The 24811-nt window shown below is 68.8% G+C and carries 33 protein-coding genes; 28 read left to right on the forward strand and 5 right to left on the reverse strand.

Features of this window, described 5'->3' with window-relative positions; all coding sequences use genetic code 11:
* The first annotated feature begins 45 nt into the window (after positions 1-45).
* Genes ACIPSJ_RS10120 through ACIPSJ_RS10130 form a run of 3 tightly spaced genes read left to right on the forward strand, consistent with a single transcriptional unit; the run spans position 46 to position 1251 of the window.
* Entirely contained in the window at positions 46-357 is a 312-nt protein-coding gene (locus tag ACIPSJ_RS10120; RefSeq protein WP_401344963.1) for a WhiB family transcriptional regulator, read from the forward strand.
* A complete protein-coding gene (locus ACIPSJ_RS10125) occupies positions 350-1063 on the forward strand; it encodes a hypothetical protein (RefSeq protein ID WP_401344965.1) in 714 nt (237 codons plus the stop codon). The genes ACIPSJ_RS10120 and ACIPSJ_RS10125 overlap by 8 nt, the downstream gene beginning before the upstream one ends.
* A complete protein-coding gene (locus ACIPSJ_RS10130; protein ID WP_355720005.1) occupies positions 1060-1251 on the forward strand; it encodes a hypothetical protein in 192 nt (63 codons plus the stop codon). Before ACIPSJ_RS10125 ends, ACIPSJ_RS10130 begins: the two co-directional genes overlap by 4 nt.
* 177 nt (positions 1252-1428) lie before the next feature.
* Here ACIPSJ_RS10130 and ACIPSJ_RS10135 read toward each other — a convergent pair whose 3' ends face one another.
* Entirely contained in the window at positions 1429-2676 is a 1248-nt protein-coding gene (locus tag ACIPSJ_RS10135) for a glycosyltransferase family 39 protein (RefSeq protein ID WP_401344967.1), read from the reverse strand.
* 502 nt (positions 2677-3178) lie between these two features.
* Between ACIPSJ_RS10135 and rpsL the strand changes: the two genes are divergently transcribed.
* The 4 genes from rpsL to tuf all read left to right on the forward strand — a co-directional run bounded on the left by rpsL (position 3179) and on the right by tuf (position 7567).
* A complete protein-coding gene (gene rpsL / locus ACIPSJ_RS10140) occupies positions 3179-3550 on the forward strand; it encodes a 30S ribosomal protein S12 (RefSeq protein ID WP_003948652.1) in 372 nt (123 codons plus the stop codon).
* Between the two features lie 2 nt (positions 3551-3552).
* A complete protein-coding gene (rpsG, locus tag ACIPSJ_RS10145; RefSeq protein WP_005481264.1) occupies positions 3553-4023 on the forward strand; it encodes a 30S ribosomal protein S7 in 471 nt (156 codons plus the stop codon).
* A gap of 39 nt (positions 4024-4062) precedes the next feature.
* Entirely contained in the window at positions 4063-6189 is a 2127-nt protein-coding gene (fusA, locus tag ACIPSJ_RS10150) for an elongation factor G (protein WP_355720010.1), read from the forward strand.
* A gap of 184 nt (positions 6190-6373) precedes the next feature.
* Entirely contained in the window at positions 6374-7567 is a 1194-nt protein-coding gene (tuf, locus tag ACIPSJ_RS10155; RefSeq protein ID WP_359210578.1) for an elongation factor Tu, read from the forward strand.
* Between the two features lie 87 nt (positions 7568-7654).
* Here tuf and ACIPSJ_RS10160 read toward each other — a convergent pair whose 3' ends face one another.
* Entirely contained in the window at positions 7655-8674 is a 1020-nt protein-coding gene (locus tag ACIPSJ_RS10160; RefSeq protein WP_401344970.1) for a hypothetical protein, read from the reverse strand.
* Positions 8675-8806: 132 nt separating this feature from the next.
* Here ACIPSJ_RS10160 and ACIPSJ_RS10165 point away from each other — a divergent pair, with 132 nt between their 5' ends.
* On the forward strand, positions 8807-11797 hold the full coding sequence (locus ACIPSJ_RS10165; RefSeq protein ID WP_401344972.1) for a glycosyl hydrolase 115 family protein: 2991 nt from the start codon (positions 8807-8809) through the stop codon (positions 11795-11797).
* A gap of 193 nt (positions 11798-11990) precedes the next feature.
* Here ACIPSJ_RS10165 and ACIPSJ_RS10170 read toward each other — a convergent pair whose 3' ends face one another.
* The 3 genes from ACIPSJ_RS10170 to ACIPSJ_RS10180 all read right to left on the reverse strand — a co-directional run bounded on the left by ACIPSJ_RS10170 (position 11991) and on the right by ACIPSJ_RS10180 (position 14991).
* Complete coding sequence (locus ACIPSJ_RS10170) at positions 11991-13349, reverse strand: S41 family peptidase (RefSeq protein WP_401344974.1); 1359 nt, start codon at positions 13347-13349, stop codon at positions 11991-11993.
* A 109-nt stretch (positions 13350-13458) separates the two neighbouring features.
* Complete coding sequence (locus tag ACIPSJ_RS10175; RefSeq protein WP_359210587.1) at positions 13459-14304, reverse strand: FkbM family methyltransferase; 846 nt, start codon at positions 14302-14304, stop codon at positions 13459-13461.
* A gap of 144 nt (positions 14305-14448) precedes the next feature.
* Positions 14449-14991, reverse strand: a complete 543-nt coding sequence (locus ACIPSJ_RS10180) for an isochorismatase family protein (RefSeq protein WP_359210590.1) — start codon at positions 14989-14991, stop codon at positions 14449-14451.
* A 482-nt stretch (positions 14992-15473) separates the two neighbouring features.
* Here ACIPSJ_RS10180 and rpsJ point away from each other — a divergent pair, with 482 nt between their 5' ends.
* The 20 genes from rpsJ (at position 15474) to rpmD (ending at position 24809) form a co-directional block, all read left to right on the forward strand.
* Entirely contained in the window at positions 15474-15782 is a 309-nt protein-coding gene (rpsJ, locus tag ACIPSJ_RS10185) for a 30S ribosomal protein S10 (protein ID WP_003948644.1), read from the forward strand.
* Between the two features lie 17 nt (positions 15783-15799).
* Positions 15800-16444 (forward strand): 50S ribosomal protein L3, encoded by a 645-nt coding sequence (rplC, locus tag ACIPSJ_RS10190; RefSeq protein ID WP_062706771.1) that lies wholly within the window; start codon positions 15800-15802, stop codon positions 16442-16444.
* A gap of 8 nt (positions 16445-16452) precedes the next feature.
* Entirely contained in the window at positions 16453-17109 is a 657-nt protein-coding gene (rplD, locus tag ACIPSJ_RS10195; protein WP_123974799.1) for a 50S ribosomal protein L4, read from the forward strand.
* A complete protein-coding gene (gene rplW / locus ACIPSJ_RS10200; protein WP_189268840.1) occupies positions 17109-17528 on the forward strand; it encodes a 50S ribosomal protein L23 in 420 nt (139 codons plus the stop codon). Before rplD ends, rplW begins: the two co-directional genes overlap by 1 nt.
* 38 nt (positions 17529-17566) lie before the next feature.
* Positions 17567-18403 carry a 50S ribosomal protein L2 gene (gene rplB, locus ACIPSJ_RS10205; RefSeq protein WP_041665436.1) on the forward strand — a complete coding sequence of 279 codons (837 nt, stop codon included), beginning with the start codon at positions 17567-17569 and terminating at the stop codon, positions 18401-18403.
* 12 nt (positions 18404-18415) lie between these two features.
* Entirely contained in the window at positions 18416-18697 is a 282-nt protein-coding gene (rpsS, locus tag ACIPSJ_RS10210; RefSeq protein WP_003992359.1) for a 30S ribosomal protein S19, read from the forward strand.
* 44 nt (positions 18698-18741) lie between these two features.
* Entirely contained in the window at positions 18742-19089 is a 348-nt protein-coding gene (gene rplV / locus ACIPSJ_RS10215) for a 50S ribosomal protein L22 (RefSeq protein ID WP_003974262.1), read from the forward strand.
* Entirely contained in the window at positions 19089-19916 is an 828-nt protein-coding gene (gene rpsC / locus ACIPSJ_RS10220; RefSeq protein ID WP_046732371.1) for a 30S ribosomal protein S3, read from the forward strand. The genes rplV and rpsC overlap by 1 nt, the downstream gene beginning before the upstream one ends.
* 5 nt (positions 19917-19921) lie before the next feature.
* Positions 19922-20341, forward strand: coding sequence for a 50S ribosomal protein L16 (rplP, locus tag ACIPSJ_RS10225; protein WP_007494765.1), 420 nt, complete (start codon positions 19922-19924; stop codon positions 20339-20341).
* The gene (rpmC, locus tag ACIPSJ_RS10230; protein ID WP_030174543.1) at positions 20341-20565 is read left to right on the forward strand and encodes a 50S ribosomal protein L29; all 225 of its coding nucleotides are present in this window, start codon (positions 20341-20343) and stop codon (positions 20563-20565) included. The genes rplP and rpmC overlap by 1 nt, the downstream gene beginning before the upstream one ends.
* Positions 20565-20852 (forward strand): 30S ribosomal protein S17, encoded by a 288-nt coding sequence (gene rpsQ, locus ACIPSJ_RS10235; RefSeq protein WP_123974795.1) that lies wholly within the window; start codon positions 20565-20567, stop codon positions 20850-20852. Before rpmC ends, rpsQ begins: the two co-directional genes overlap by 1 nt.
* Positions 20853-20952: 100 nt before the next feature.
* Positions 20953-21321 (forward strand): 50S ribosomal protein L14, encoded by a 369-nt coding sequence (gene rplN / locus ACIPSJ_RS10240; RefSeq protein ID WP_003992364.1) that lies wholly within the window; start codon positions 20953-20955, stop codon positions 21319-21321.
* Positions 21322-21323: 2 nt separating this feature from the next.
* Positions 21324-21647 (forward strand): 50S ribosomal protein L24, encoded by a 324-nt coding sequence (rplX, locus tag ACIPSJ_RS10245; protein WP_030967306.1) that lies wholly within the window; start codon positions 21324-21326, stop codon positions 21645-21647.
* Complete coding sequence (rplE, locus tag ACIPSJ_RS10250; protein WP_123974794.1) at positions 21647-22204, forward strand: 50S ribosomal protein L5; 558 nt, start codon at positions 21647-21649, stop codon at positions 22202-22204. The genes rplX and rplE overlap by 1 nt, the downstream gene beginning before the upstream one ends.
* A 5-nt stretch (positions 22205-22209) precedes the next feature.
* Positions 22210-22395, forward strand: coding sequence for a type Z 30S ribosomal protein S14 (locus ACIPSJ_RS10255; protein WP_003948630.1), 186 nt, complete (start codon positions 22210-22212; stop codon positions 22393-22395).
* A 240-nt stretch (positions 22396-22635) separates the two neighbouring features.
* Positions 22636-23034 (forward strand): 30S ribosomal protein S8, encoded by a 399-nt coding sequence (gene rpsH / locus ACIPSJ_RS10260; protein WP_089099428.1) that lies wholly within the window; start codon positions 22636-22638, stop codon positions 23032-23034.
* A 24-nt stretch (positions 23035-23058) separates the two neighbouring features.
* Positions 23059-23598: a 50S ribosomal protein L6 gene (rplF, locus tag ACIPSJ_RS10265; RefSeq protein WP_089099427.1), complete on the forward strand. Its 540-nt coding sequence runs from the start codon at positions 23059-23061 to the stop codon at positions 23596-23598.
* 3 nt (positions 23599-23601) lie between these two features.
* Complete coding sequence (gene rplR, locus ACIPSJ_RS10270; protein WP_355720039.1) at positions 23602-23985, forward strand: 50S ribosomal protein L18; 384 nt, start codon at positions 23602-23604, stop codon at positions 23983-23985.
* Positions 23986-24021: 36 nt separating this feature from the next.
* On the forward strand, positions 24022-24627 hold the full coding sequence (gene rpsE, locus ACIPSJ_RS10275) for a 30S ribosomal protein S5 (RefSeq protein WP_355720042.1): 606 nt from the start codon (positions 24022-24024) through the stop codon (positions 24625-24627).
* Positions 24627-24809 (forward strand): 50S ribosomal protein L30, encoded by a 183-nt coding sequence (rpmD, locus tag ACIPSJ_RS10280; RefSeq protein WP_006140898.1) that lies wholly within the window; start codon positions 24627-24629, stop codon positions 24807-24809. The genes rpsE and rpmD overlap by 1 nt, the downstream gene beginning before the upstream one ends.
* The last annotated feature ends 2 nt before the right edge of the window (positions 24810-24811 follow it).

Consider the following 24811-nt stretch of genomic DNA (forward strand, 5'->3'; position numbering starts at 1 on the left):
CGCTCGCCTCACACCAGCCCCACTGGAGCCACATTGGGAGGCCCCATGTCCGTCACCGGCAGCTCATGCCCACCGCCCGCCTGGCAGGCCACGGCCGCCTGCGCCGGGCTCCCGCCCCGGGTCGTCTTCTCGAAGAAGGTGAAGGAGGCCGCCCCCGCCCTGCGGGCCTGCGCCCGCTGCCCGGTACGGCGCGACTGCGAGGAGGCCGTCGCCCCCGCCGCCAACTGGTTCGACGGCGTCTGCGGGGGCCGCCTCTGGCGCCGGGGCCGCCCGGTCGAGATCCCCGCGCATCTCCTCCCGGTCATGCAGGGCCGCGTCGTCCAGGGCGCCCTGCGCCGCGGAGGCTCCGTTGCCTGACCGTCGTACGTCCCCCGCACACCCACCCACCGAAGACCGCGCCGCCGACAACACTGCCGACAAAGCCGCCGACAACTCCGCCCTCTGGATCGGCCTGCTTCTCCGGCAGTTCCCCGAGCTGGCCGTCGAGCTCGCCCCCGGCCGCGGCGCCGCCCCGGGCCGGCGGGCCACGCCCGCCCCGCCGCCCGCGGACCTCGCCGACCGGCTCCGCGAGGAGCGCGCCGAGGCGCTGCTGCTCCGGCAGACCCAGGGCCTGGTCGCCCCCGGTCACAGTGCCGCGCCGCTGCGGCTGCACATCTCCGACACCATCCGTGACATCACCGACGGGGTGGTGGAGCTGGAGGAGGCGGTGCGGGACCGGCTCGGGCTGCCGCGCGTCCGCCGCGCCTCCGTGCCCGAGCGGCTGCGCCGGATCGTCGGGCTCCTCGACGGCATCGCCGCCGACCCCGTCCTCGCCGCTCACGTCCGGGACGAGACCCGCCGGATGGCCCGGCGCTGCGCCCGCGCCCTGGGCGACACCGAGACCGTCGTCCGCGTCTCCGGGCGCTGCCCCTGGTGCGACTCCGTCTCCCTGCGCGCCTTCCCGGACCGCACCGCCGTCCTCTGCGTCAACCCGGCCTGCCGCTGCACCGCCCCGGACTGCGGCTGCCACGACGACCCGGCCTACCGGCACACCTGGGACGAGGGGGAGTGGAGCCACCGATGACGAGCCCGGGTTCGCCCACCCTCATCCCCGGGCCGCTGGCCGCCCAGGAGGCCGGTGTCGCCCCGGCGACCATCAGGAAATGGGTCCAGCTGGGCCACCTGGAGGCCGCCGGGAAGGCCGGCCGGGCCGCCCTCTTCCGTCTGGAGGACGTCTTCGCGGCGGAACGCGCGGCCGCCCGGCGGCCCTAGCGGACCAGGGACGACGCAGCCGGACCAGGGACGACGTGGCCGGACCAGGGACGACGAAGCCGGACAGGGACGACGAGGCCGGACCAGGGACGACGGGGCCGGACCAGGGACGACGGGCCGGGGCGGGGACGACGGGCCGGGGCGGGGCCATGAAACGCGACCGCCCCGGCCTCCGCCCTAGGGGATCCCCAGCTCGAAGATCACGTAGTGCGCGTACCACCCGGACGCGATCGCCGCCGTCGAGAAGAACACCGCCAGGCTCGGCCACCGCAGCCGGCTCATCGCCGCCGCCGGGGCCAGGAGCAGGGGGAAGACGGGGAGCAGATAGCGCGGGGTGTTCCCGAACATCTGCTGGGTGCCGAGGACCGTCACGATCGAGGCGAGGGCGTACGCCGTCAGCACCAGCGGCGGCCGTTTCCGCAGCATCAGCGCGACCAGGAACGGCAGCGCCACCACCAGCTGGACGGCGATCAGGTCGGGGACGGAGAAGGCGAAGAGATAGTCGCCCCGCCCCACCGCCACGTTCCGCAGCACGTCCAGGGTGTACGCGCCGAAGTCGAAGTAGTGGGACCAGGCCTCGCGCTGCAGCGCGAAGTAGGCGCCGGGGCCGCCCATCGACCAGCCGACCCAGGCGAGGTAGGTGAGCAGGCCGAGCGGAGCCGCGATCGCCGCGTACAGCGGGGCGGCGACCCCCTGCTCGCGCCGGCTGTCCGGTCGTAGCAGCGTCACCAGCGCCGCCAGGCCCACCGCGCCGATCAGCACGGCCGCCGTCGGACGGCTCAGGCCGGACAGGAACGCGAGCAGGCCCGCGGTCACCCAGCGGCGCTTCATCACGGCGTGGCAGGTCCAGGCGGCGATGGCGACGAAGAGGGACTCCGTGTAGACCGCCCACTCGACGCCGGCGGCGGGGACCACCGCCCACAGGCCGGCCGCGACGGTGCCCGCGCGGGTGCCGGCGAGCAGGGAGATCACGGCGTAGATGCCGGCGGCCGCCACGAAGGAGCACAGGACCGAGACGAGGACGGCGGCGCCGTACAGGCCGAGGCCGGTGGTCTCCGAGACCGCTCGGATCAGGCCCGGGTACAGCGGGAAGAACGCGACCGAGTTCTGTTCCGCCGTGAACTGGCCGCCGGGGGCGAGGTGCTGGAGGGGCTCGGGGTGGTAGCCCTTACGGGCGACCTGGAGGTACCACCAGCCGTCCCAGCTGGACAGGACGTCCCACCAGTGGGCGCCGCCGCCGAAGCGGGGGTCCTTGGTGCGGAAGTCGCCGGCGTAGGTCAGCAGCCAGGCGAAGACCAGGAGGCCGGTGAGCTTGGCGGCGGCGTAGAGGGCGAGGGGCGGGAGGTAGGGGCGGAGGACCGGGGGGAGGCGAAAGGTCTGCGGGGTTTCGGTGGGCGCTGCGGTACTGCCCTGAACCGTGCTCATGACCGTGAAGCCCCCTGGGGAACGCCGTAGCGGCTGCCGCGCGTGGTCGTCGGGCGGCTGCGGGTCCGTTGTGGCTGGTCGCGCGGTTCCCCGCGCCCCTGAAGGAGCGCTCCAGGGAACCGGCGATCAGAAGATCCGATCAGCGTCGCACGGCTGCCCGGCCGAATCCCGGTAGCCCGCGCCCTCTTGCGTTCGCGTGTCGTTCGCCTTCGTGGTATATCGGAAGGCCTCCTGAAACCGCAGCTCAGGTCCTCCGCAACCGGTCCCCCTCCTTTTGTTTTGACCGGAGTGAATGCGCTGGGTACGCTCAGACCTTGTGCCTGGGGTGTGCCCTGACCCTCGTGCGTGCCTTCAAACCGCACCTGAGTGACGAAGTGGCCACCGTGATCCGCGCCCCCTTCTGCCATCCGGCAGGAGTCCGCGGAATCCGACACACCCGACCGCGTGGGTCGGCGACGTTCCAGGTTAGCTTCACCATCGGCACACAGAAACCGGAGAAGTAGTGCCTACGATCCAGCAGCTGGTCCGCAAGGGCCGGCAGGACAAGGTCGAGAAGAACAAGACCCCCGCACTCGAGGGCTCCCCTCAGCGCCGGGGCGTCTGCACGCGTGTGTTCACGACCACCCCGAAGAAGCCGAACTCGGCCCTGCGTAAGGTCGCGCGTGTGCGTCTGACCAGCGGGATCGAGGTCACCGCTTACATTCCGGGTGAGGGACACAACCTGCAGGAGCACTCCATCGTGCTCGTGCGCGGCGGCCGTGTGAAGGACCTGCCCGGTGTTCGCTACAAGATCATCCGCGGTTCGCTCGACACCCAGGGTGTCAAGAACCGCAAGCAGGCCCGCAGCCGCTACGGCGCCAAGAAGGAGAAGTAAGAATGCCTCGTAAGGGCCCCGCCCCGAAGCGCCCGGTCATCATCGACCCGGTCTACGGTTCTCCTCTTGTCACCTCCCTGATCAACAAGGTGCTGCTGAACGGCAAGCGCTCCACCGCCGAGCGCATCGTGTACGGCGCCATGGAGGGCCTGCGCGAGAAGACCAGCAACGACCCGGTCATCACGCTCAAGCGCGCGCTGGAGAACATCAAGCCGACCCTTGAGGTCAAGTCCCGCCGTGTCGGTGGTGCGACGTACCAGGTTCCGATCGAGGTCAAGCCCGGTCGCGCCAACACCCTCGCGCTGCGCTGGCTCGTCGGCTACTCCCGCGCCCGTCGCGAGAAGACCATGACCGAGCGTCTGCTCAACGAGCTTCTCGACGCTTCGAACGGCCTCGGTGCGGCCGTCAAGAAGCGCGAGGACACGCACAAGATGGCCGAGTCCAACAAGGCCTTCGCGCACTACCGCTGGTAGTCGCTACCCCCATCGAGACCGAGAGAAGACCGAAGCCTTATGGCTACCACTTCACTTGACCTGGCCAAGGTCCGCAACATCGGGATCATGGCCCACATCGACGCGGGCAAGACGACCACCACCGAGCGGATCCTGTTCTACACCGGCGTTTCGTACAAGATCGGTGAGGTCCACGACGGCGCCGCCACCATGGACTGGATGGAGCAGGAGCAGGAGCGTGGCATCACGATCACCTCTGCTGCCACCACCTGTCACTGGCCGCTCGAAGACGTCGACCACACCATCAACATCATCGACACCCCGGGCCACGTCGACTTCACCGTCGAGGTGGAGCGCTCCCTGCGCGTGCTCGACGGTGCCGTGACGGTGTTCGACGGCGTCGCCGGTGTCGAGCCCCAGTCCGAGACGGTGTGGCGTCAGGCGGACCGCTACGGCGTGCCGCGTATCTGCTTCGTCAACAAGCTCGACCGGACCGGTGCCGAGTTCCACCGCTGCGTCGACATGATCAGCGGTCGCCTGGGCGCCACGCCGATCGTCATGCAGCTCCCGATCGGTGCCGAGGCCGACTTCAAGGGCGTCGTCGACCTGGTCACGATGAAGGCCTTCGTGTGGTCCGCCGAGGCGGAGAAGGGCGAGATGTACGACGTCGTCGACATCCCGGCCACCCACACCGAGGCTGCCGAGGAGTACCGCGGCAAGCTCGTCGAGACCGTCGCCGAGAACGACGACGAGATCATGGAGCTGTACCTGGAGGGCCAGGAGCCTTCCGTGGAGCAGCTGTACGCCGCGATCCGTCGTATCACCATCGCGTCCGGCAAGTCCGACGGCGTCACCGTCACCCCGGTGTTCTGCGGTACCGCGTTCAAGAACAAGGGCGTCCAGCCCTTGCTCGACGCGGTCGTGCGCTACCTGCCCTCCCCCCTGGACGTCGAGGCCATCGAAGGCCACGACGTGAAGGACCCGGAGGTCGTGGTCAAGCGCAAGCCGTCCGACGAGGAGCCGCTGTCCGCGCTGGCGTTCAAGATCATGAGCGACCCGCACCTCGGCAAGCTCACCTTCGTCCGGGTCTACTCGGGCCGCCTGGAGTCCGGCAGCGCTGTGCTGAACTCCGTCAAGGGCAAGAAGGAGCGCATCGGCAAGATCTACCGCATGCACGCGAACAAGCGTGAGGAGATCGAGTCGGTGGGCGCCGGCGACATCATCGCCGTCATGGGTCTGAAGCAGACCACGACCGGTGAGACGCTGTGCGACGACAAGCAGCCGGTGATCCTGGAGTCCATGGACTTCCCGGCGCCGGTCATCCAGGTCGCCATCGAGCCCAAGTCCAAGGGTGACCAGGAGAAGCTGGGTGTCGCCATCCAGCGTCTCGCGGAGGAGGACCCCTCCTTCCAGGTCCACTCGGACGAGGAGACCGGCCAGACCATCATCGGCGGTATGGGCGAGCTGCACCTCGAGGTGCTGGTCGACCGTATGCGCCGTGAGTTCCGGGTCGAGGCCAACGTCGGCAAGCCGCAGGTCGCGTACCGCGAGACGATCCGTCAGGCCGTCGACCGCGTCGACTACACCCACAAGAAGCAGACCGGTGGTACCGGTCAGTTCGCCAAGGTGCAGATCGCGATCGAGCCGATCGAGAGCGGCGACGCCTCGTACGAGTTCGTGAACAAGGTGACCGGTGGTCGTATCCCGAAGGAGTACATCCCTTCGGTCGACGCCGGTGCGCAGGAGGCCATGCAGTTCGGCATCCTCGCCGGTTACGAGATGACCGGTGTCCGCGTCACGCTCCTCGACGGTGGCTACCACGAGGTCGACTCCTCCGAGCTGGCCTTCAAGATCGCCGGTTCGCAGGCCTTCAAGGAGGCCGCGCGCAAGGCCAAGCCCGTGCTGCTCGAGCCGATGATGGCCGTCGAGGTCACCACGCCCGAGGACTACATGGGTGAGGTCATCGGCGACATCAACTCCCGCCGTGGCCAGATCCAGGCCATGGAGGAGCGGGCCGGTGCCCGCGTCGTGAAGGGCCTCGTGCCCCTCTCGGAGATGTTCGGTTACGTCGGCGACCTGCGCAGCAAGACGTCCGGCCGGGCCAGCTACTCCATGCAGTTCGACTCCTACGCCGAGGTTCCGCGGAACGTCGCCGAGGAGATCATCGCGAAGGCCAAGGGCGAGTAAGTACCGCGTTCCACGCGGCGCGCACACACGCCTTAGGCTTGACCCCGGAGCCTCACGGGTCGTTCCTCCGCATTCGCGGTGGAATGGCCCGGGGCCCGGGACCCAACAGCAAAGATCACCTGGCGCCGATCGCATCAAACCGATCGAATCAAGGCGTACAGAACCACTCCACAGGAGGACCCCAGTGGCGAAGGCGAAGTTCGAGCGGACTAAGCCGCACGTCAACATCGGCACCATCGGTCACATCGACCACGGTAAGACGACCCTCACGGCCGCCATTACCAAGGTGCTGCACGACGCGTACCCGGACCTGAACGAGGCGACCGCGTTCGACAACATCGACAAGGCGCCCGAGGAGCGTCAGCGCGGTATCACGATCTCCATCGCGCACGTCGAGTACCAGACGGAGACCCGTCACTACGCGCACGTCGACTGCCCCGGTCACGCGGACTACATCAAGAACATGATCACGGGTGCCGCGCAGATGGACGGCGCGATCCTGGTCGTGGCCGCCACCGACGGCCCGATGCCGCAGACCAAGGAGCACGTGCTCCTGGCCCGCCAGGTCGGCGTTCCGTACATCGTGGTCGCCCTGAACAAGGCCGACATGGTGGACGACGAGGAGATCATGGAGCTCGTCGAGCTCGAGGTCCGTGAGCTCCTCTCCGAGTACGAGTTCCCGGGCGACGACCTGCCGGTCGTCAAGGTCTCCGCGCTCAAGGCCCTTGAGGGCGACCCCCAGTGGACCCAGTCCGTCCTGGACCTGATGTCCGCCGTCGACGAGGCCATCCCGCAGCCCGAGCGCGACGTCGACAAGCCGTTCCTGATGCCGATCGAGGACGTCTTCACGATCACCGGTCGTGGCACCGTCGTCACCGGTCGTATCGAGCGTGGTGTCCTCAAGGTCAACGAGACCGTCGACATCATCGGCATCAAGACCGAGAAGACCACCACCACGGTCACCGGCATCGAGATGTTCCGCAAGCTGCTCGACGAGGGCCAGGCCGGTGAGAACGTCGGTCTGCTCCTCCGTGGCATCAAGCGCGAGGACGTCGAGCGCGGCCAGGTCATCATCAAGCCGGGCTCGGTCACCCCGCACACCGAGTTCGAGGCGCAGGCCTACATCCTGTCCAAGGACGAGGGTGGCCGCCACACGCCGTTCTTCAACAACTACCGTCCGCAGTTCTACTTCCGTACCACGGACGTGACCGGCGTCGTGACCCTCCCCGAGGGCACCGAGATGGTCATGCCGGGCGACAACACTGAGATGAAGGTCGAGCTCATCCAGCCCATCGCCATGGAAGAGGGCCTGAAGTTCGCCATCCGTGAGGGTGGCCGCACGGTCGGCGCCGGCCAGGTCACCAAGATCAACAAGTGATCTCGGCCCGCGAGGGCTGACCAGGCAGGTCTGAGAAGGCCCGTACGACTCCGGTCGTACGGGCCTTCTCGCTGCTTCGGCAGGAACTCACTGCATGTTCTGCACGGGTGGATGGTCGTACGACGCCTCGCACACGTACACCTGGAGGCTGTAGCCGCGCCCGATGGTGATCTGCGTTTCCAGCGCCGGTCCGAGGAAGTGGTAGCCGGTGTACCCCGCGTCCTCCACCGGCGCCCAGCTGCCGCTGCCGCCGTCCCACTCGGTGCCGTCGATGGTGAGCAGGGGCCGCACCCCGGCGCCGCACTCGGCGCAGGCCATGGGGAACGGGTCGGAGAAACTCCAGGGCGCGTGTCCGCCGAGCTTCCACCCCGGGGCGACGGCCAGGTCGTACTGGTAGCAGACCCCCGGCTCCTCGTCCTCCCCCTCGATGCCCTCCTCCCACGCGTGGATCCGGTCCGCCAGCTCCTCCGGCAGCTCGTGCGGGGCCGGGTACTCGGTGACGGTCTCGGGGTGCAGCACACACGGCTCGGGCAGGTAGTCGTCGTTGCCGATGACGGCGGGCCGCAGGGGAGCGGCGAGCGGGGGCACGACATCGGCGGCCCTGCGCCAGCGCAGCTCGACCCTCGGCGAGTAGTCGTCCTCGGGGTGGTCGAAGGCGCACCACAGCACCTGGAGCAGATCGGTGCCCTCGGGCCGGGGCAGTGCCGGCACGTCGGCGGCACGTATCTGCGCGACCGGCACCAGCGGCACCGGCCCGTCCAGGGCGGTCCGGTGCGGCTCGGTCCCCCGGTCGACCAGCGCGCGCTCCTCCTCGGTCAACAGGTCGGCGCCCTCGGCGCGCGGCCGGGCCCAGGCCTCGCGCAGGACCCGCCGGCCGACGTGTACGTCGTCCGGCGCCACGCCGCGCTGCCAGGGACCCGCGTGCTCCGGACAGGTCGGCCACGGCTCCTCGGCCGGCCACAGCAGGGGTCCGCCGACGGAACTGCCGGCCGCGGTGGGCGCACCGGCACGGGGATGCAGGCGTACGGCGGTGCGGGCGAGCGGGGCCAGTTCGGGGAAGACCGCGGTGATGTCCAGGGGGCGAGGCGGCGTCGTACGGGTCGTCATGGCCGGAGGCTACCGGCCCGGTCCGACATCACCGCTTCGAAAGTATTCGTCGCGTACGACCCGTTCCCACCAGGGACCCCTCGCCCCACTATTTGTCATGCCGCTGACCAAATTCGGGTGGAGGGCTGAGGCATGTCCGTGCGTCGTAGGACCGTCCTGGGTGCGGGGCTGGCCGCCGTGCCCGTGCTGTCGTCGGGCGTCGCGTGGGCCGGGGGCGACGGCGCACCGCGGGCGACCGATCCCGGCGCGTACATCTCCTTCACCGGCGGGGCGTTCCCGCTGGTCGGCGCCCCGGTCGTGGTGAGCGCCGACGACCACCCCGGAGTCGTCCGGGTGGCCGGCGACCTCCGCGACGACATCGAGCGGGTGACCGGGGTGCGCCCGGCCACCGGGATCGCCCGCCGCGCGGTCCTCGTCGGCACGATCGGCCGCAGCCCGCTGATCGACGGCCTGGTGGCCGCCGGCAAGCTGGACGTGACGGGGGTCCGGGGCCGCTGGGAGACCTCGCTGCAGGCGGTGGTCGACCATCCGCTGCCCGGCGTCGACCAGGCCTTCGTCATCGCGGGCAGCGACCCGCGCGGCACGATCTTCGGGGCGTACGACGTCTCGTACGGCATCGGCGTCTCGCCCTGGCACTGGTGGGACGATGTGCCCCCGGTCCACCGCGACGAGGTGTGGGTGCTGCCGGGCCGCCACACCCAGGGCACCCCGGCGGTGAGGTACCGCGGCTTCTTCGTCAACGACGAGAACCCGGCGCTCGGCACCTGGGCCCCGGCGTACTTCGGCCCGGGCAAGGCCCCCGGCTACCCCGGCGGCTTCAACGCGGACTTCTACGCGAAGGTCTTCGAGGTCCTGCTGCGGCTGAAGGGCAACTACCTCTGGCCGGCCGTCTGGGGGCGGGCGTTCGCGGAGGACGACCCGGAGAACCACCGGCGGGCCGCCGCCTACGGTGTTGTCATGGGCACGTCTCACGAGGCGCCCATGATGCGCGGGATCGAGGAGTGGAACCGCCACGCGACGGGCGGCACCGACCCCTACGGTGGCACCGGCGAATGGTCCTACCTCCGCAACGCCGAGGCGATCCGCGCCTACTGGCGGGCCGGCATCCAGCGCATGGTCGACGAGGGCTTCGAGGGCGTGGTCACCCTCGGCATGCGCGGCAACGGTGACACCGGCCTCCCCGACGGCGACGGCATCGAACTGATGCAGGAGATCATCGCGGCCCAGCGGCAGATCATCGAGGAGGTGACGGGGCGCCCGGCCGCCGAGACCCCGCAGGTGTGGACCCTCTACAAGGAGGTCCAGCGCTACTGGGACCGCGGCCTGCGCGCCCCGGACGACGTGACCGTGGTCCTCACGGACGACAACTGGGGCAACATCCGCAAGCACCCCTCCCCGGCCGAGCCGCGCGGCGGCGGATACGGCCTCTACTACCACTTCGACTACGTGGGCGCCGGCCGCAACTACAAGTGGGTCGACACCGCGAACCTCCGCAACGTCTGGGACCAGCTCCACCAGGCGCACGCGTACGGCAACCACGGCCTGTGGGTGGCCAACGTCGGCGACCTGAAGGGCAACGAACTGCCGACCGAGTTCTTCCTCGACTACGCCTGGGATCCGGAGCGCTGGAGCTTCGACCGCCTGGGCGAGTGGGAACGGCGCTACGCGCGGCAGAACTTCGGCGCCGCGGCGGCCGGCGAGGTGGCCGAACTGCTCGCCGAGTACGGCCGGTTGCAGGCCCGCCGCAAACCGGAGCTGCTGAACCGCCGGATCACGCTCGCCGCCGACGGCCAGGTGGTCTACGACGACCAGCAGACGCCCTTCGCCTTCGGCCACCGGGAACTGGAGCGGGTCACGGGGGAGTGGCGGGAGCTGGGACGACGCGCGGCGCGGATCGGCCGCGGGCTGCCCGAGGCGGCCCAGGACGCGTGGTTCGAGCTGGTCGGCTACGAGGTGGCGGCCACCGCGAACCTGTACGCGCTGCGCGAGGCCGAGTTCACCAACCTCCGCTACGCCCGGGAGGGCCGGGCCGCCACGAACGACCTCGCGACGGCGGCCGAGGCCGGCCTGGCGGCGGACCTAGCCCTGGCCGACCGCTTCAACTCCCGGGTGGCGGGCGGCAAATGGCGCGGCTTCCAGACCCAGCCCCACATCGACTACGGCGACGTGGACCGCTACGGCCCCAACGCGCCCTGGCAGCAGCCGGAGAAGGACAACGTGGCGCTGCCGGACGTGCTGTTCCCGGCGGTACGGCGGATCGAGGTGCCGGAGGCGGCGGGGCTGGGAGTCTCGGTGGACGGCGACGAACCGGCCACGGCACTGCCGTCGTTCAGCCCGTACCAGACCCGGCCGCAGCAGTTCGTCGAGGTGTTCAACCGGGGCCGTACCCCCTTCGACTACCGGGTGACGGCCTCGGTGCCGTGGCTGGTGGTGGACCGCCCGCGGGGCCGGGTGACGCGCCAGGTCAGGCTGGAGGTGCGGGTGGACTGGTCACGGGCGCCGGCCGGGCGGTCCTCCGGAACACTGACGGTGAGCGGGGCGGGGGAGTCGGTGACGGTGGGGTGCGTGGCGGAGCGGCCCCCTTCGCGCCGGGCGCTGCGGGGCTTCGTCGAGGCGGGCGGCTATGTGGCGATCGACGCCGACCACTACGACCGCGCGGCCGGGCAGTGGCGCCGGCTGGCCGGGATCGGCCGCACCGGGGCGGGGATGACGGCCTGGCCGGTGACGGGTGGCTGGGCCGCCTCCGTCTCCGCCTGGCCCCGGCTGGAGTACGAGGTGAGCCTGCTGGCGGCGGGGGAGGTGACGGTATGGGCGTACCTCTCCCCGCGGAACCCGACCCTGCCCACGGCCGGGCTGCACTACGCCGTGTCCTTCGACGGGGACGAGCCCCATCCGGTCGACATCACCGCGGGCGCGGACGACGGCCTGCTCAACACGGTCTGGGCCCGCAACACCTCCGACAACGTCAACCGCTCGGCAACCCGCCACACCCTCGCCTCCGCCGGGGTCCACCGCCTCACGTTCTGGGCGGTCGACCCGACGGTGGTGGTGCAGCGGCTGCTGATCGACACGGGCGGGCTGACACCGACGTATCTGGGGCCGCTGGAGAGCCGGAGACTCTGACCCGGGCCCTTCTGCCGGGACAGCCGGATTTCCAACCGCCGGATTTCCAGCCGCTGGAATTCCAGCCGTCGGAATTCCAGCGCCCGGATTTCCGACCCCCGTATCTGCAACCCCCGTATCTGCAACCGCCGGATTTCCGGCCGCTGGAATTATCCAGGACGGCCCCGGGAAAAGACCGGGTGTTCCGAGGCCCTCACACTCCGCCGCCCAGCAGACGCACCGCCCGGTCGAACGCCGAGTCCCGCCCCTTCGCGAACTCCTCGTCGGTGAAGACCGGTTCGGCGATGTGCGGCGGAATTCCACTGCCGTCGAAGGTGCGGCCGGTCCGTGTCAGGTATTCCTCGTTCGGGAGCCAGACCGCCATGCCGTCGGGGAGGGTGCGGGTCATGACGTCCGAGAAGACGCCCTGGGTGGCCCGGCCGATGCGGACCGTTCGGCCGGGGCGGTCGATCAGGGCCTGGGTGAAGGTCTCGCCGGCGCTGACGGTGGAGCCGCCGGTGAGGAGGGCGACCGGGCCGGTGTAGCGGGGGGCGTGCGCGGGGGTGACCGGGATGGGCTCGGGTCGGGTGTGCCTGGTCGGGTCGGCCGGGTTGTTGCGGGCGCGCTTGGAGTAGGCGATGTACGGCGTGTCCGTGAGGCGTTCGGCGATGCGGATGCCGAGGGCGTCGGAGCCGCCGCCGTTCACGCGCAGGTCGATGATCAGGCCGCGCAGAGCGCGGGTCCGGGCGGGGGAGAGGACGGTGTCCAACGCCCGGTCGAGTTCGGCGAGTTGGGCGGTGTACGACGGATCGTCCGGGTCGTAGCCGTCGAAGGTGGCGATCCGGAGGTAGCCCAGGTGGTGGTCGAGGTCGGCGTAGGTGAGCAGCCCGGCGGCGAAGTCCTGCCGGTTGCGCACGCCCTGGAGATCGCGGTCCACGACGAACTTCTTCACCTTGTCGTTGAGTTCTCCGGTCGGCAGGACGGTTCCCGGGCGGCCGGTGCCGTAGTGGCGGCCGCCGTCCTGGACGAGGACGTGCGCGTCGTGGAGCGGGGTGATCATGCGGCTGAAGAGGTCGAAGAGTTCGGCGCGGGTGGTGTCCCGGTGGACCAGCGGCCGGTAGCGGTCGCGCACGGCGTGCCAGTCGACGCCCTTGGCGGCGAAGAAGGGGTAGTTCTCCTCGAAGGTCTGCCAGAAGACGTCGAAGGCGGTGCGCGAGTCGGCCGAGGGCGGGCGGGTGCAGGCGGCGGGCAGGGCGCCGACGCGCCGCAGCCGCCGGTGCCCAACCGAGCTGTCGGCGCTGAACCGGGCGTGCTCGCCGTCGGCCGCGGGGCGCAGGGTGAGCAGGACGCCGTCGGCGTCGTACGTCCCCTGCTCTGCGGCCACCCCGGCGAAGTCCCCCTTGAGGCAGCTGATCGCGGTCGTCTGGTACTCCCACAGCCCTTGCCCGTCGACGGCGAGGACGGTCCCGTAGCCGTCCGTGCGCCACAGACCCACTGCGGTGCCGGGTGGTCCGCCGGCGCTGGGGGCGGCGAGGGCGAGGAGAAGAGTTGCGGTCCCGACGGCGGTGCGCACGATGACGTCCTTCCACCCACACGTGACTGACGCTTGCGTCCTTCACGGTGCCGGACGCCGGGAGGGCGCGACCATCCGGCAGACGGGTGGGCCGGGGGTGGGGACAGCCTCAGCGCCGGGGTGCGAAGAGCAGGTTGCGGGTGTGCGGTGGCCGGGGCTCCTGCCAGGGCACGAGTGCGCCGTCGTGCTCGGCGATCCAGTGGACGTCGTAGCCGAGCGGTTCGAACTCGGCGATCAGCTCGTCGAGGGAGGCGTCGACCAGGGCCTCCATCACCAGGGTCGGCCGGTCGCGCTTCAGCACCTGGCGGGCGCCGCGCAGCACCGACATCTCGTGCCCCTCCACGTCGATCTTGACGAGGTCCAGCTTCGTCTCGGCGAACACCTCGTCGAGGGTGAGCAGCTGGATGCGCTTCTGCTGGGCGTCGGGGGCGGCGCCGCCCTCCAGTGTGGAGCCGGTGGAGAGCAGGTTCCCGGAGAAACGGACGCTGATCTCGGCCCAGCCGGGCTCGCTGGAGACGCCGGCCTGGTGGAGCCTGACGTTCTGGACGCCGTTGGAGCGGACGTTCACCGACAGCCGGGCGTGGATCTGGTCGACCGGCTCGAAGGAGTGCACCTTCGCCTTCGGGTTGGCGTGCGCGGCGATCATCGAGAAGTACCCGACGTGCGCGCCGACATCGGCGATGGTCGTGCTCCGCGCGGCCAGCCGCGACCAGGTGGCGAGGGTGCCGGGCTCGTAGCCGAACGTCCCGTTCCACAGCGTGTCCATGGCCACCGCATCGTCGTTCACGCAGAACATCACAAACGGCGGACAGTACGGCGACTCGATCTCCACGAAGCCGCGATACGGGAACTTCTTGCGGTGCACACGGATGATGTCGCCGGTGGTGACGGGCCGGACCGATGGTGCGTGGGCCAGCATGCGGGCGTTGGCTGCTTCGACCTCGGAAATGCGCATTGGGCGATGGTAAAGCCAGGGTCAGAGATTGTCACAGGCTACGAAAATGTTCCGAAAGGCCTGCTCACAGCTGGACGCAAGGAGGAATTTCGCACCCCGTCCATGCGGAATCACCTGGAATTAATCTCTCCTTTGCCTGCCGGTTCATGACGGAGGCGCGGCGGAGAACCGGATCTCCGCCGCCGGGGTCACCGTGGACGAGCGGTGTGCGTACTGGATGACGGAGAAGATTCCGTTGTGGTGGGCGACGATCTGGGCGGCTGTCGGGACGGTGTCGGGCGGGCGTTCGATCGTGGTGTGGCCGTCGGCGACGAGGACGAGGTCGTAGCCGTGGGAGAGGGCGCTGCGGCTCGTGGAGTCGACGCAGTAGTCGGAGGCGTAGCCGGTGACGACGAGACGGCGGACCGCCCGCTCGGCCAGGACCTCGCCGAGCGTCGTACCGAGGAAGGAGTCCGCGCTGTCCTTGTCGAGGACCAGGTCCCCCGGCTCGGGTGCCAGCGCGGGGTGGACCTCCAGCCACTCGGCGGGCACCTGGTCGAAGCGCTGGCGCAGATAGACGACGGGTACGCCGGCGGCGCGGGCCCGTGCCGCCAGTCCGGCGACCGTGCTCAGGCAGGCCTCGCCGTCATGGGCGTCCCTGAGCATGGCGCGCTGCATGTCGATGATGAGCAGTGCGGTGTCCGGCATGCCGTGAGGCTGTCCACATGCCGCCGGAAGAATGCCGTGAGGGCGCCGAACCGGACCCCTGTTTGACGTGCGTCACCCCCGGGGTATGCTCTCCGGCCCCCGATTGGCCAGCCCCCCGCCCTCTATGGCAGACTGTCGGAGTTGCTCGGTCGAGTGTTGATGCTGCGCGCCTCCCGCCGGGAGGACCGAAAGCGAGTCCCACAGTACTCGTCGTCCTAACTGCCTCACGGCAGCGCTGGGGCGGACGTACGGGAATCTTTCGGGAAGTGTGGTGCAGCACCGGCCAGGCGCCCGGTGGGCCTTCCGCCCCCGGCTTGCGGTTCCGGAAGGGCCGTGTGCATTCCCCGCAGGGATGTTCGAACAAGGGGCATCTGTGTCAGCGGGAGCGCGACACGCCCGACCGCGTGGGTCGGAGAAACGAAGGCAGCAGAAGGAATCCGCCGGGTTCCAGAGCGTTACAGAGACAGGACTACTGAGTAGCCATGGCGGGACAGAAGATCCGCATCCGGCTCAAGGCCTACGACCACGAGGTCATCGACTCCTCGGCGAAGAAGATCGTCGAGACGGTGACCCGCACTGGTGCGTCGGTCGCGGGCCCGGTGCCGCTGCCCACTGAGAAGAACGTGTACTGCGTCATCAAGTCGCCGCACAAGTACAAGGACTCGCGCGAGCACTTCGAGATGCGCACGCACAAGCGCCTGATCGACATCCTCGACCCGACGCCGAAGACCGTTGACTCCCTGATGCGACTCGACCTCCCGGCCGGTGTCGACATCGAGATCAAGCTCTGAGGGCCGGTGATCTGAGAATGGCTAAGCAGATCAAGGGCATCCTGGGCGAGAAGCTCGGCATGACGCAGGTGTGGGACGAGAACAACCGTGTTGTTCCGGTCACCGTCGTCAAGGCCGGCCCCAACGTCGTCACCCAGGTCCGTACCAACGACGTCGACGGCTACGAGTCGGTCCAGATCGCCTTCGGCGAGATCGACCCGCGCAAGGTGAACAAGCCCCTCAAGGGCCACTTCGCGAAGGCCGACGTCACCCCCCGTCGCCACCTTGTCGAGATCCGCACGGCGGACGCCTCCGAGTACACGCTCGGCCAGGAAGTCACCGCCGAGGTCTTCGAGGCCGGCGTGAAGGTCGACGTCACCGGCAAGAGCAAGGGCAAGGGCTTCGCCGGTGTCATGAAGCGTCACAACTTCAAGGGCCTCGGCGCCGGTCACGGCACCCAGCGCAAGCACCGCTCGCCCGGTTCCATCGGTGGCTGCGCCACCCCGGGCCGCGTGTTCAAGGGCCTCCGCATGGCGGGTCGTATGGGCAACGAGCGTGTCACCACCCAGAACCTGACCGTCCACGCCGTTGACGCGGAGAAGGGTCTGCTGCTCATCAAGGGCGCGGTTCCCGGTCCGAACGGCGGCCTCGTCCTGGTCCGCACCGCGGCCAAGGGGGCCTGAGGTAACCGATGAGCACTGTTGACATCCTTTCGCCTGCCGGCGAGAAGACCGGTAGCGTCGAGCTCCCCGCGGAGATCTTCGGCGTGGAGAAGGTCAGCATCCCGCTGATCCACCAGGTCGTCGTCGCGCAGAACGCCGCTGCCCGTCAGGGCACGCACAAGACGAAGACCCGTGGCGAGGTCCGTGGTGGTGGCAAGAAGCCTTACCGCCAGAAGGGCACCGGCCGCGCCCGTCAGGGCTCGACCCGCGCCCCGCAGTTCGCCGGCGGTGGCGTCGTCCACGGCCCGCAGCCGCGTGACTACTCGCAGCGCACCCCCAAGAAGATGAAGGCTGCCGCTCTGCGTCACGCCCTCACCGACCGGGCGCGCCACAACCGCATCCACGTCGTCACCGGCGTGATCGAGGGCGAGACCCCCAGCACCAAGGCCGCTCGCACGCTGTTCGGCAAGATCTCGGAGCGCAAGAACCTGCTCCTGGTCGTCGACCGCGCCGACGAGGCCGCGTGGCTCTCCGCCCGCAACCTGCCCCAGGTCCACATCCTGGAGCCGGGCCAGCTGAACACGTACGACGTGATCGTCTCGGACGACGTGGTCTTCACCCAGGCCGCTCTCGAGTCCTTCGTCGCCGGCCCGAAGGCCAACGACACCGAAGGGACCGAGGTCTGATGGCTACCCGTCACCCGAGCATCGCCTCGAAGGCCGCCAAGGCCGCCAAGGCCGCGCGCGTCGCCAAGGCGCGCCGCCACGAGGCCGAGGGCAAGAACACCGTCGAGACGCCGATCAGCAAGTCGTACACGGACCCCCGTGACGTCCTGCTGAAGCCGGTCGTCTCGGAGAAGAGCTACGCGCTCCTGGACGAGAACAAGTACACGTTCGTCGTCGCCCCGGGCGCCAACAAGACCCAGATCAAGCAGGCCGTCCAGGCGGTCTTCTCGGTCAAGGTCACCGGGGTCAACACCCTCAACCGCCAGGGCAAGCGCAAGCGCACCAAGACCGGGTTCGGTCAGCGCGCGGGCTCCAAGCGCGCGATCGTGACCCTCGCCGAGGGCGACCGTATCGACATCTTCGGCGGTCCGACCGCGTAAGCGGGTCGGATCGTCCGATATCGGACGAGGACTGAGAAATGGGAATCCGCAAGTACAAGCCGACTACGCCGGGCCGTCGTGGCGCCAGCGTCGCCGACTTCGTCGAGGTCACGCGGTCCACGCCGGAGAAGTCGCTGGTCCGCCCGCTGCACAGCAAGGGCGGCCGTAACAACGCCGGTCGTGTGACCGTTCGCCACCAGGGTGGCGGACACAAGCGCGCCTACCGAGTGATCGACTTCCGTCGTCACGACAAGGACGGCGTGCCGGCGAAGGTCGCGCACATCGAGTACGACCCCAACCGCACCGCGCGCATCGCGCTGCTGCACTACGCGGACGGCGAGAAGCGCTACATCCTCGCCCCGCGCAACCTGCAGCAGGGCGACACCGTGGAGAACGGTCCCGGGGCCGACATCAAGCCGGGCAACAACCTGGCCCTCCGTAACATCCCGGTCGGTACCACGATCCACGCGATCGAGCTCCGTCCCGGTGGTGGCGCCAAGTTCGCCCGCTCCGCGGGTGCCTCGGTGCAGCTGCTCGCCCGTGAGGGCGCCATGGCGACCCTCCGTATGCCGTCCGGCGAGATCCGCATGGTGGACGCGCGCTGCCGCGCCACCGTCGGTGAGGTCGGCAACGCCGAGCAGTCGAACATCAACTGGGGCAAGGCCGGCCGTAAGCGGTGGCTGGGCGTCCGCCCGACCGTCCGTGGTGTCGTGATGAACCCGGTCGACCACCCGCACGGTGGTGGTGAGGGCCGGACCTCCGGTGGTCGCCACCCTGTGTCCCCGTGGGGCAAGAAGGAAGGCCGTACTCGTTCGCCCAAGAAGGCGTCGAACAAGTACATCGTCCGCCGCCGCAAGACGAACAAGAAGCGCTAAGGACGGGTTGAGATGCCGCGTAGCTTGAAGAAGGGGCCCTTCGTCGACGACCACCTGATCAAGAAGGTGGACGCCCAGAACGAAGCCGGCACCAAGAACGTCATCAAGACCTGGTCCCGCCGCTCGATGATCGTCCCGGCCATGCTGGGTCACACCCTGGCGGTGCACAACGGCAAGACCCACATCCCGGTGTTCGTCACCGAGTCGATGGTCGGCCACAAGCTCGGCGAGTTCTCGCCGACCCGCACCTTCCGGGGCCACGTCAAGGACGACCGGAAGTCGAAGCGCCGCTAGTAGCGGATCGCATTCAGACACGTAAGTAACTGAGAGGGACAACCATGGAAGCCAGGGCCCAGGCGCGGTACATCCGCGTTACGCCCATGAAGGCCCGCCGCGTGGTGGACCTTATCCGTGGCATGGATGCCACGGAGGCTCAGGCTGTTCTGCGATTCGCTCCGCAGGCAGCCTCCGTGCCGGTCGGCAAGGTGCTCGACAGCGCCATCGCCAACGCCGCGCACAACTACGACCACACCGACGCCGACAGCCTCTTCATCTCCGAGGCGTACGTCGACGAGGGCCCGACCCTGAAGCGGTTCCGTCCGCGTGCCCAGGGCCGTGCCTACCGGATCCGCAAGCGGACCAGCCACATCACCGTGGTCGTCAGCAGCAAGGAAGGAACCCGGTAATGGGCCAGAAGGTTAACCCGCATGGGTTCCGGCTCGGTGTCACCACGGACTTCAAGTCCCGGTGGTACGCCGACAAGCTGTACAAGGACTACGTCAAGGAAGACGTCGCCATCCGTCGGATGATGACGTCCGGCATGGAGCGCGCCGGTATCTCGAAGGTGGAGATCGAGCGCACCCGTGACCGTGTGCGTGTGGACATCCACACCGCGCGTCCGGGCATCGTCATCGGCCGCCGTGGCGCCGAGGCCGACCGCATCCGCGGTGACCTCGAGAAGCTCACGGGCAAGCAGGTCCAGCTGAACATCCTCGAGGTCAAGAACCCCGAGACGGACGCTCAGCTGGTCGCTCAGGCCGTCGCCGAGCAGCTCTCCTCCCGCGTCTCCTTCCGCCGCGCCATGCGTAAGAGCATGCAGTCGGCGATGAAGGCCGGCGCCAAGGGCATCAAGATCCAGTGCGGTGGCCGCCTCGGCGGCGCCGAGATGTCCCGCTCGGAGTTCTACCGCGAGGGCCGCGTGCCCCTGCACACGCTCCGCGCGAACGTGGACTACGGCTTCTTCGAGGCCAAGACGACCTTCGGCCGTATCGGTGTGAAGGTCTGGATCTACAAGGGCGACGTCAAGAACATCGCCGAGGTCCGCGCCGAGAACGCCGCAGCCCGTGCCGGCAACCGCCCGGCCCGTGGTGGCGGCGCTGCCGACCGCCCGGCCCGTGGTGGCCGCGGTGGCGAGCGGCGCGGTCGCAAGCCGCAGCAGGCTGCCGGCGCCGAGGCCCCCAAGGCCGAGGCCCCCGCCGCCGCTCCGGCTGAGAGCACCGGAACGGAGGCCTGACCGACATGCTGATCCCCCGTAGGGTCAAGCACCGCAAGCAGCACCACCCGGGACGCAGCGGCGCTGCCAAGGGTGGCACCACGGTTGCGTTCGGCGAGTACGGCATCCAGGCGCTCACCCCGGCGTACGTGACGAACCGTCAGATCGAGGCCGCTCGTATCGCCATGACGCGTCACATCAAGCGTGGTGGCAAGGTCTGGATCAACATCTACCCGGACCGTCCCCTCACCAAGAAGCCCGCCGAGACCCGCATGGGTTCCGGTAAGGGCTCCCCGGAGTGGTGGATCGCCAACGTCAAGCCCGGACGCGTGATGTTCGAGCTGTCGTACCCCAACGAGAAGATCGCCCGTGAGGCCCTCACTCGCGCAGCCCACAAGCTGCCGATGAAGTGCCGGATCGTCAAGCGCGAGGCAGGTGAAGCGTGATGTCGGCCGGTACCAAGGCGTCCGAGCTGCGCGAGCTGGGCAACGAGGAGCTTCTGGGCAAGCTCCGCGAGGCCAAGGAAGAGCTGTTCAACCTCCGCTTCCAGGCGGCGACCGGACAGCTTGAGAACCATGGCCGTCTGAAGGCGGTCCGCAAGGACATCGCGCGGATCTACACCCTGATGCGCGAGCGTGAGCTGGGCATCGAAACGGTGGAGAGCGCCTGATGAGCGAGAGCAACGTGACTGAGAACACTGCGGCGCGCGACAGCTTCCGCAAGACCCGTGAGGGTCTCGTCGTCAGCGACAAGATGGACAAGACCGTCGTCGTCGCCGTCGAGGACCGCGTCAAGCACGCGCTGTACGGCAAGGTCATCCGCCGTACGAACAAGCTCAAGGCGCACGACGAGCAGAACGCTGCCGGCGTCGGCGACCGGGTTCTCCTGATGGAGACCCGTCCGCTGTCGGCGACCAAGCGCTGGCGCGTCGTCGAGATCCTCGAGAAGGCCAAGTAAATCTCCTGCGGGGCATCCCTCGCAGGACAGTTCCGCCAGGCTCCGGGAGCCGCTCCGCTGAGCGGCTCCCGGGGAACCGGCAGACACACAGGAGATAGACGTGATCCAGCAGGAGTCGCGACTGCGCGTCGCCGACAACACTGGTGCGAAGGAGATCCTTTGCATCCGTGTGCTCGGTGGCTCCGGTCGCCGCTACGCGGGCATCGGTGACGTCATCGTCGCCACCGTCAAGGACGCGATCCCCGGCGGCAACGTGAAGAAGGGTGACGTCATCAAGGCGGTCATCGTTCGCACCGTCAAGGAGCGCCGCCGTCCGGACGGCTCGTACATCCGCTTCGACGAGAACGCCGCCGTCATTCTGAAGAACGACGGCGACCCTCGCGGCACCCGCATCTTCGGCCCGGTCGGGCGTGAGCTGCGCGAGAAGAAGTTCATGAAGATCATCTCGCTGGCTCCGGAGGTGCTGTAAGCATGAAGATCAAGAAGGGCGACCTGGTCCAGGTCATCACCGGCAAGGACAAGGGCAAGCAGGGCAAGGTCATCGCGGCCTACCCCCGCGAGGACCGTGTCCTGGTCGAGGGTGTCAACCGGGTCAAGAAGCACACCAAGGCCGGCCCGACCGCTCGCGGTTCCCAGGCCGGCGGCATCGTCACGACCGAGGCGCCCGTCCACGTCTCCAACGTCCAGCTGGTCGTTGAGAAGGACGGCAACAAGGTTGTCACGCGTGTCGGTTACCGCTTCGACGACGAAGGCAACAAGATCCGCGTTGCCAAGCGGACGGGTGAGGACATCTGATGGCTACCACCACTGCTCCGCGTCTGAAGCTGAAGTACCGCGAGGAGATCGCGGGCAAGATGCGTGACGAGTTCAAGTACGAGAACGTCATGCAGATCCCCGGCCTCGTCAAGATCGTGGTCAACATGGGTGTCGGCGACGCCGCCCGTGACTCGAAGCTGATCGAGGGCGCGATCCGCGACCTGACCACCATCACCGGTCAGAAGCCGCAGGTCACCAAGGCCCGCAAGTCCATCGCGCAGTTCAAGCTGCGTGAGGGCCAGCCGATCGGTGCCCACGTCACGCTCCGTGGCGACCGCATGTGGGAGTTCCTGGACCGCACCCTGTCGCTCGCGCTTCCGCGCATCCGCGACTTCCGTGGTCTGTCCCCCAAGCAGTTCGACGGCCGTGGCAACTACACCTTCGGTCTCACGGAGCAGGTCATGTTCCACGAGATCGACCAGGACAAGATCGACCGTACCCGGGGCATGGACATCACCGTGGTCACCACGGCGACCAACGACGCTGAGGGCCGCGCGCTCCTTCGTCACCTCGGCTTCCCGTTCAAGGAGGCGTGAGCGAGATGGCGAAGAAGGCTCTGATTGCCAAGGCTGCTCGCAAGCCCAAGTTCGGTGTGCGTGGCTACACGCGCTGCCAGCGCTGCGGCCGTCCGCACTCCGTGTACCGCAAGTTCGGCCTGTGCCGCGTGTGCCTTCGTGAGATGGCTCACCGTGGCGAGCTGCCGGGCGTGACCAAGAGCTCCTGGTAATCCCCGCTTTTAGGGATTCCGGAAGCTCTCGGTAAGCAATGGGCGTGTCAGGTGCCCTGCTCTCCATGGCTTAGGCTTGGAGGGTTGGGCGCCTGACGGTCGCCCGTACGCCCGTGGGCAGGGCCCACAAATGTTTGCTTACTACGCCGTAGGTCCACCGCGCCGCACCCGTCCCGTCTCGGATCGGGGAGAGGGATGGCGCACCAGGAAACCCCGGCGAGAGAGGCCGAAGGCCAATTCATGACCATGACTGATCCGATCGCAGACATGCTTACGCGTCTGCGGAACGCGAACTCGGCATACCACGACTCCGTGACGATGCCGGCGTCCAAGATCAAGTCTCACATCGCGGAGATCCTCCAGCAGGAGGGCTTCATCACGGGCTGGAAGGTCGAGGACGCCGAGGTCGGCAAGAACCTCGTCCTGGACCTGAAGTTCGGTCCCAACCGTGAGCGCTCCATCGCGGGCATCAAGCGGATCTCCAAGCCCGGTCTCCGGGTGTACGCGAAGTCCACCTCCCTGCCGAAGGTGCTGGGCGGCCTCGGCGTGGCGATCATCTCCACGTCGCACGGGCTCCTCACCGACAAGCAGGCCGGCAAGAAGGGCGTGGGTGGGGAAGTCCTCGCCTACGTCTGGTAGCAGAAGGGAACGGAGGAAACAGCTATGTCGCGTATCGGCAAGCTCCCCATCGCGGTTCCCGCCGGCGTGGACGTCACCATCGACGGCCGCACGGTGCAGGTCAAGGGCCCCAAGGGCGAGCTGACCCACACCATCGTGGCTCCGATCGACATCGCCAAGGGCGAGGACGGCACTCTCGCGGTGACCCGCCCCAACGACGAGCGTCAGAGCAAGGCCCTGCACGGCCTGTCCCGCACGCTGGTGGCGAACATGATCACCGGCGTGACCCAGGGTTACGTGAAGAAGCTCGAGATCAGCGGTGTCGGTTACCGCGTGACCGCCAAGGGCTCGAACCTCGAGTTCGCGCTCGGTTACAGCCACCCGATCCTGGTCGAGGCCCCCGAGGGCATCACCTTCAAGGTCGAGGCTCCGACCCGTTTCTCGGTCGAGGGCATCGACAAGCAGAAGGTCGGCGAGGTCGCGGCCAACATCCGCAAGCTGCGCAAGCCCGACCCGTACAAGGCCAAGGGCGTCAAGTACGAGGGCGAAGTCATCCGCCGCAAGGTCGGAAAGGCGGGTAAGTAAGCCATGGCATACGGACAGAAGATCCTCAAGGGCGACGCCTACAAGCGCGCCGCGATCAAGCGCCGCCACATCCGGATCCGCAAGAACATTTCCGGTACGGCGGAGCGTCCCCGTCTGGTCGTTACCCGCTCCAACCGCCACATCGTGGCGCAGGTGATCGACGACCTGAAGGGCCACACCCTGGCTTCCGCGTCCACTCTGGACGTGTCGGTCCGTGGTGGCGAGGGCGACAAGTCCTCGCAGGCCAAGCAGGTCGGCGCCCTGGTCGCCGAGCGTGCCAAGGCCGCCGGTGTCGAGGCCGTGGTGTTCGACCGTGGTGGCAACCAGTACGCCGGGCGCATCGCCGCCCTGGCGGACGCCGCCCGCGAGGCCGGGCTCAAGTTCTGAGCCGCTTGTAGCTAGCGGAAAGAGAGAGGTAATCCAATGGCTGGACCCCAGCGCCGCGGCAGCGGTGCCGGTGGCGGCGAGCGGCGGGACCGGAAGGGCCGTGACGGCGGCGCTGCTGCCGCCGAGAAGACCGCGTACGTTGAGCGCGTCGTCGCGATCAACCGCGTCGCCAAGGTTGTGAAGGGTGGTCGTCGCTTCAGCTTCACCGCGCTGGTCGTGGTGGGCGACGGTGACGGCACCGTGGGTGTCGGTTACGGCAAGGCCAAGGAGGTGCCGGCCGCCATCGCCAAGGGCGTTGAGGAGGCCAAGAAGCACTTCTTCAAGGTCCCCCGCATCCAGGGCACCATCCCGCACCCGATCCAGGGTGAGAAGGCTGCCGGCGTCGTGCTGCTCAAGCCCGCGTCCCCGGGTACCGGCGTTATCGCCGGTGGTCCGGTGCGTGCCGTGCTCGAGTGCGCCGGTATCCACGACATCCTGTCGAAGTCGCTCGGCTCCGACAACGCGATCAACATCGTGCACGCGACCGTGGCGGCCCTGAAGGGCCTGCAGCGTCCCGAGGAGGTCGCGGCCCGCCGTGGCCTGCCGCTCGAGGACGTCGCGCCCGCGGCTCTGCTGCGTGCCCGCGCCGGAGTGGGTGCGTGATGGCGCAGCTGAAGATCACGCAGGTCAAGTCCTACATCGGCAGCAAGCAGAACCACCGTGACACCCTGCGTTCCCTTGGTCTCAAGGGCATCAACACGCAGGTCGTCAAGGAGGACCGCCCCGAGTTCCGCGGCATGGTGCACACCGTCCGCCACCTCGTGTCGGTCGAGGAGGTCGACTGATC

The organism is Streptomyces sp. NPDC090088 (assembly GCF_044747345.1).
Classification (GTDB): Bacteria; Actinomycetota; Actinomycetes; order Streptomycetales; family Streptomycetaceae; genus Streptomyces.

Coding starts and splice junctions, on each gene's coding strand:
- ACIPSJ_RS10120 (WP_401344963.1), top strand. CDS start 46: ATGTCCGTCACCGGCAGCTCATGCCCACCGCCCGCCTGGCAGGCCACG.
- ACIPSJ_RS10130 (WP_355720005.1), top strand. CDS start 1,060: ATGACGAGCCCGGGTTCGCCCACCCTCATCCCCGGGCCGCTGGCCGCC.
- ACIPSJ_RS10135 (WP_401344967.1), bottom strand. CDS start 2,676: ATGAGCACGGTTCAGGGCAGTACCGCAGCGCCCACCGAAACCCCGCAG.
- rpsG (WP_005481264.1), top strand. CDS start 3,553: ATGCCTCGTAAGGGCCCCGCCCCGAAGCGCCCGGTCATCATCGACCCG.
- fusA (WP_355720010.1), top strand. CDS start 4,063: ATGGCTACCACTTCACTTGACCTGGCCAAGGTCCGCAACATCGGGATC.
- ACIPSJ_RS10160 (WP_401344970.1), bottom strand. CDS start 8,674: ATGACGACCCGTACGACGCCGCCTCGCCCCCTGGACATCACCGCGGTC.
- ACIPSJ_RS10165 (WP_401344972.1), top strand. CDS start 8,807: ATGTCCGTGCGTCGTAGGACCGTCCTGGGTGCGGGGCTGGCCGCCGTG.
- ACIPSJ_RS10175 (WP_359210587.1), bottom strand. CDS start 14,304: ATGCGCATTTCCGAGGTCGAAGCAGCCAACGCCCGCATGCTGGCCCAC.
- ACIPSJ_RS10180 (WP_359210590.1), bottom strand. CDS start 14,991: ATGCCGGACACCGCACTGCTCATCATCGACATGCAGCGCGCCATGCTC.
- rpsJ (WP_003948644.1), top strand. CDS start 15,474: ATGGCGGGACAGAAGATCCGCATCCGGCTCAAGGCCTACGACCACGAG.
- rplC (WP_062706771.1), top strand. CDS start 15,800: ATGGCTAAGCAGATCAAGGGCATCCTGGGCGAGAAGCTCGGCATGACG.
- rplD (WP_123974799.1), top strand. CDS start 16,453: ATGAGCACTGTTGACATCCTTTCGCCTGCCGGCGAGAAGACCGGTAGC.
- rplW (WP_189268840.1), top strand. CDS start 17,109: ATGGCTACCCGTCACCCGAGCATCGCCTCGAAGGCCGCCAAGGCCGCC.
- rplB (WP_041665436.1), top strand. CDS start 17,567: ATGGGAATCCGCAAGTACAAGCCGACTACGCCGGGCCGTCGTGGCGCC.
- rpsS (WP_003992359.1), top strand. CDS start 18,416: ATGCCGCGTAGCTTGAAGAAGGGGCCCTTCGTCGACGACCACCTGATC.
- rplV (WP_003974262.1), top strand. CDS start 18,742: ATGGAAGCCAGGGCCCAGGCGCGGTACATCCGCGTTACGCCCATGAAG.
- rpsC (WP_046732371.1), top strand. CDS start 19,089: ATGGGCCAGAAGGTTAACCCGCATGGGTTCCGGCTCGGTGTCACCACG.
- rplP (WP_007494765.1), top strand. CDS start 19,922: ATGCTGATCCCCCGTAGGGTCAAGCACCGCAAGCAGCACCACCCGGGA.
- rpmC (WP_030174543.1), top strand. CDS start 20,341: ATGTCGGCCGGTACCAAGGCGTCCGAGCTGCGCGAGCTGGGCAACGAG.
- rpsQ (WP_123974795.1), top strand. CDS start 20,565: ATGAGCGAGAGCAACGTGACTGAGAACACTGCGGCGCGCGACAGCTTC.
- rplX (WP_030967306.1), top strand. CDS start 21,324: ATGAAGATCAAGAAGGGCGACCTGGTCCAGGTCATCACCGGCAAGGAC.
- rplE (WP_123974794.1), top strand. CDS start 21,647: ATGGCTACCACCACTGCTCCGCGTCTGAAGCTGAAGTACCGCGAGGAG.
- ACIPSJ_RS10255 (WP_003948630.1), top strand. CDS start 22,210: ATGGCGAAGAAGGCTCTGATTGCCAAGGCTGCTCGCAAGCCCAAGTTC.
- rpsH (WP_089099428.1), top strand. CDS start 22,636: ATGACCATGACTGATCCGATCGCAGACATGCTTACGCGTCTGCGGAAC.
- rplF (WP_089099427.1), top strand. CDS start 23,059: ATGTCGCGTATCGGCAAGCTCCCCATCGCGGTTCCCGCCGGCGTGGAC.
- rplR (WP_355720039.1), top strand. CDS start 23,602: ATGGCATACGGACAGAAGATCCTCAAGGGCGACGCCTACAAGCGCGCC.
- rpsE (WP_355720042.1), top strand. CDS start 24,022: ATGGCTGGACCCCAGCGCCGCGGCAGCGGTGCCGGTGGCGGCGAGCGG.
- rpmD (WP_006140898.1), top strand. CDS start 24,627: ATGGCGCAGCTGAAGATCACGCAGGTCAAGTCCTACATCGGCAGCAAG.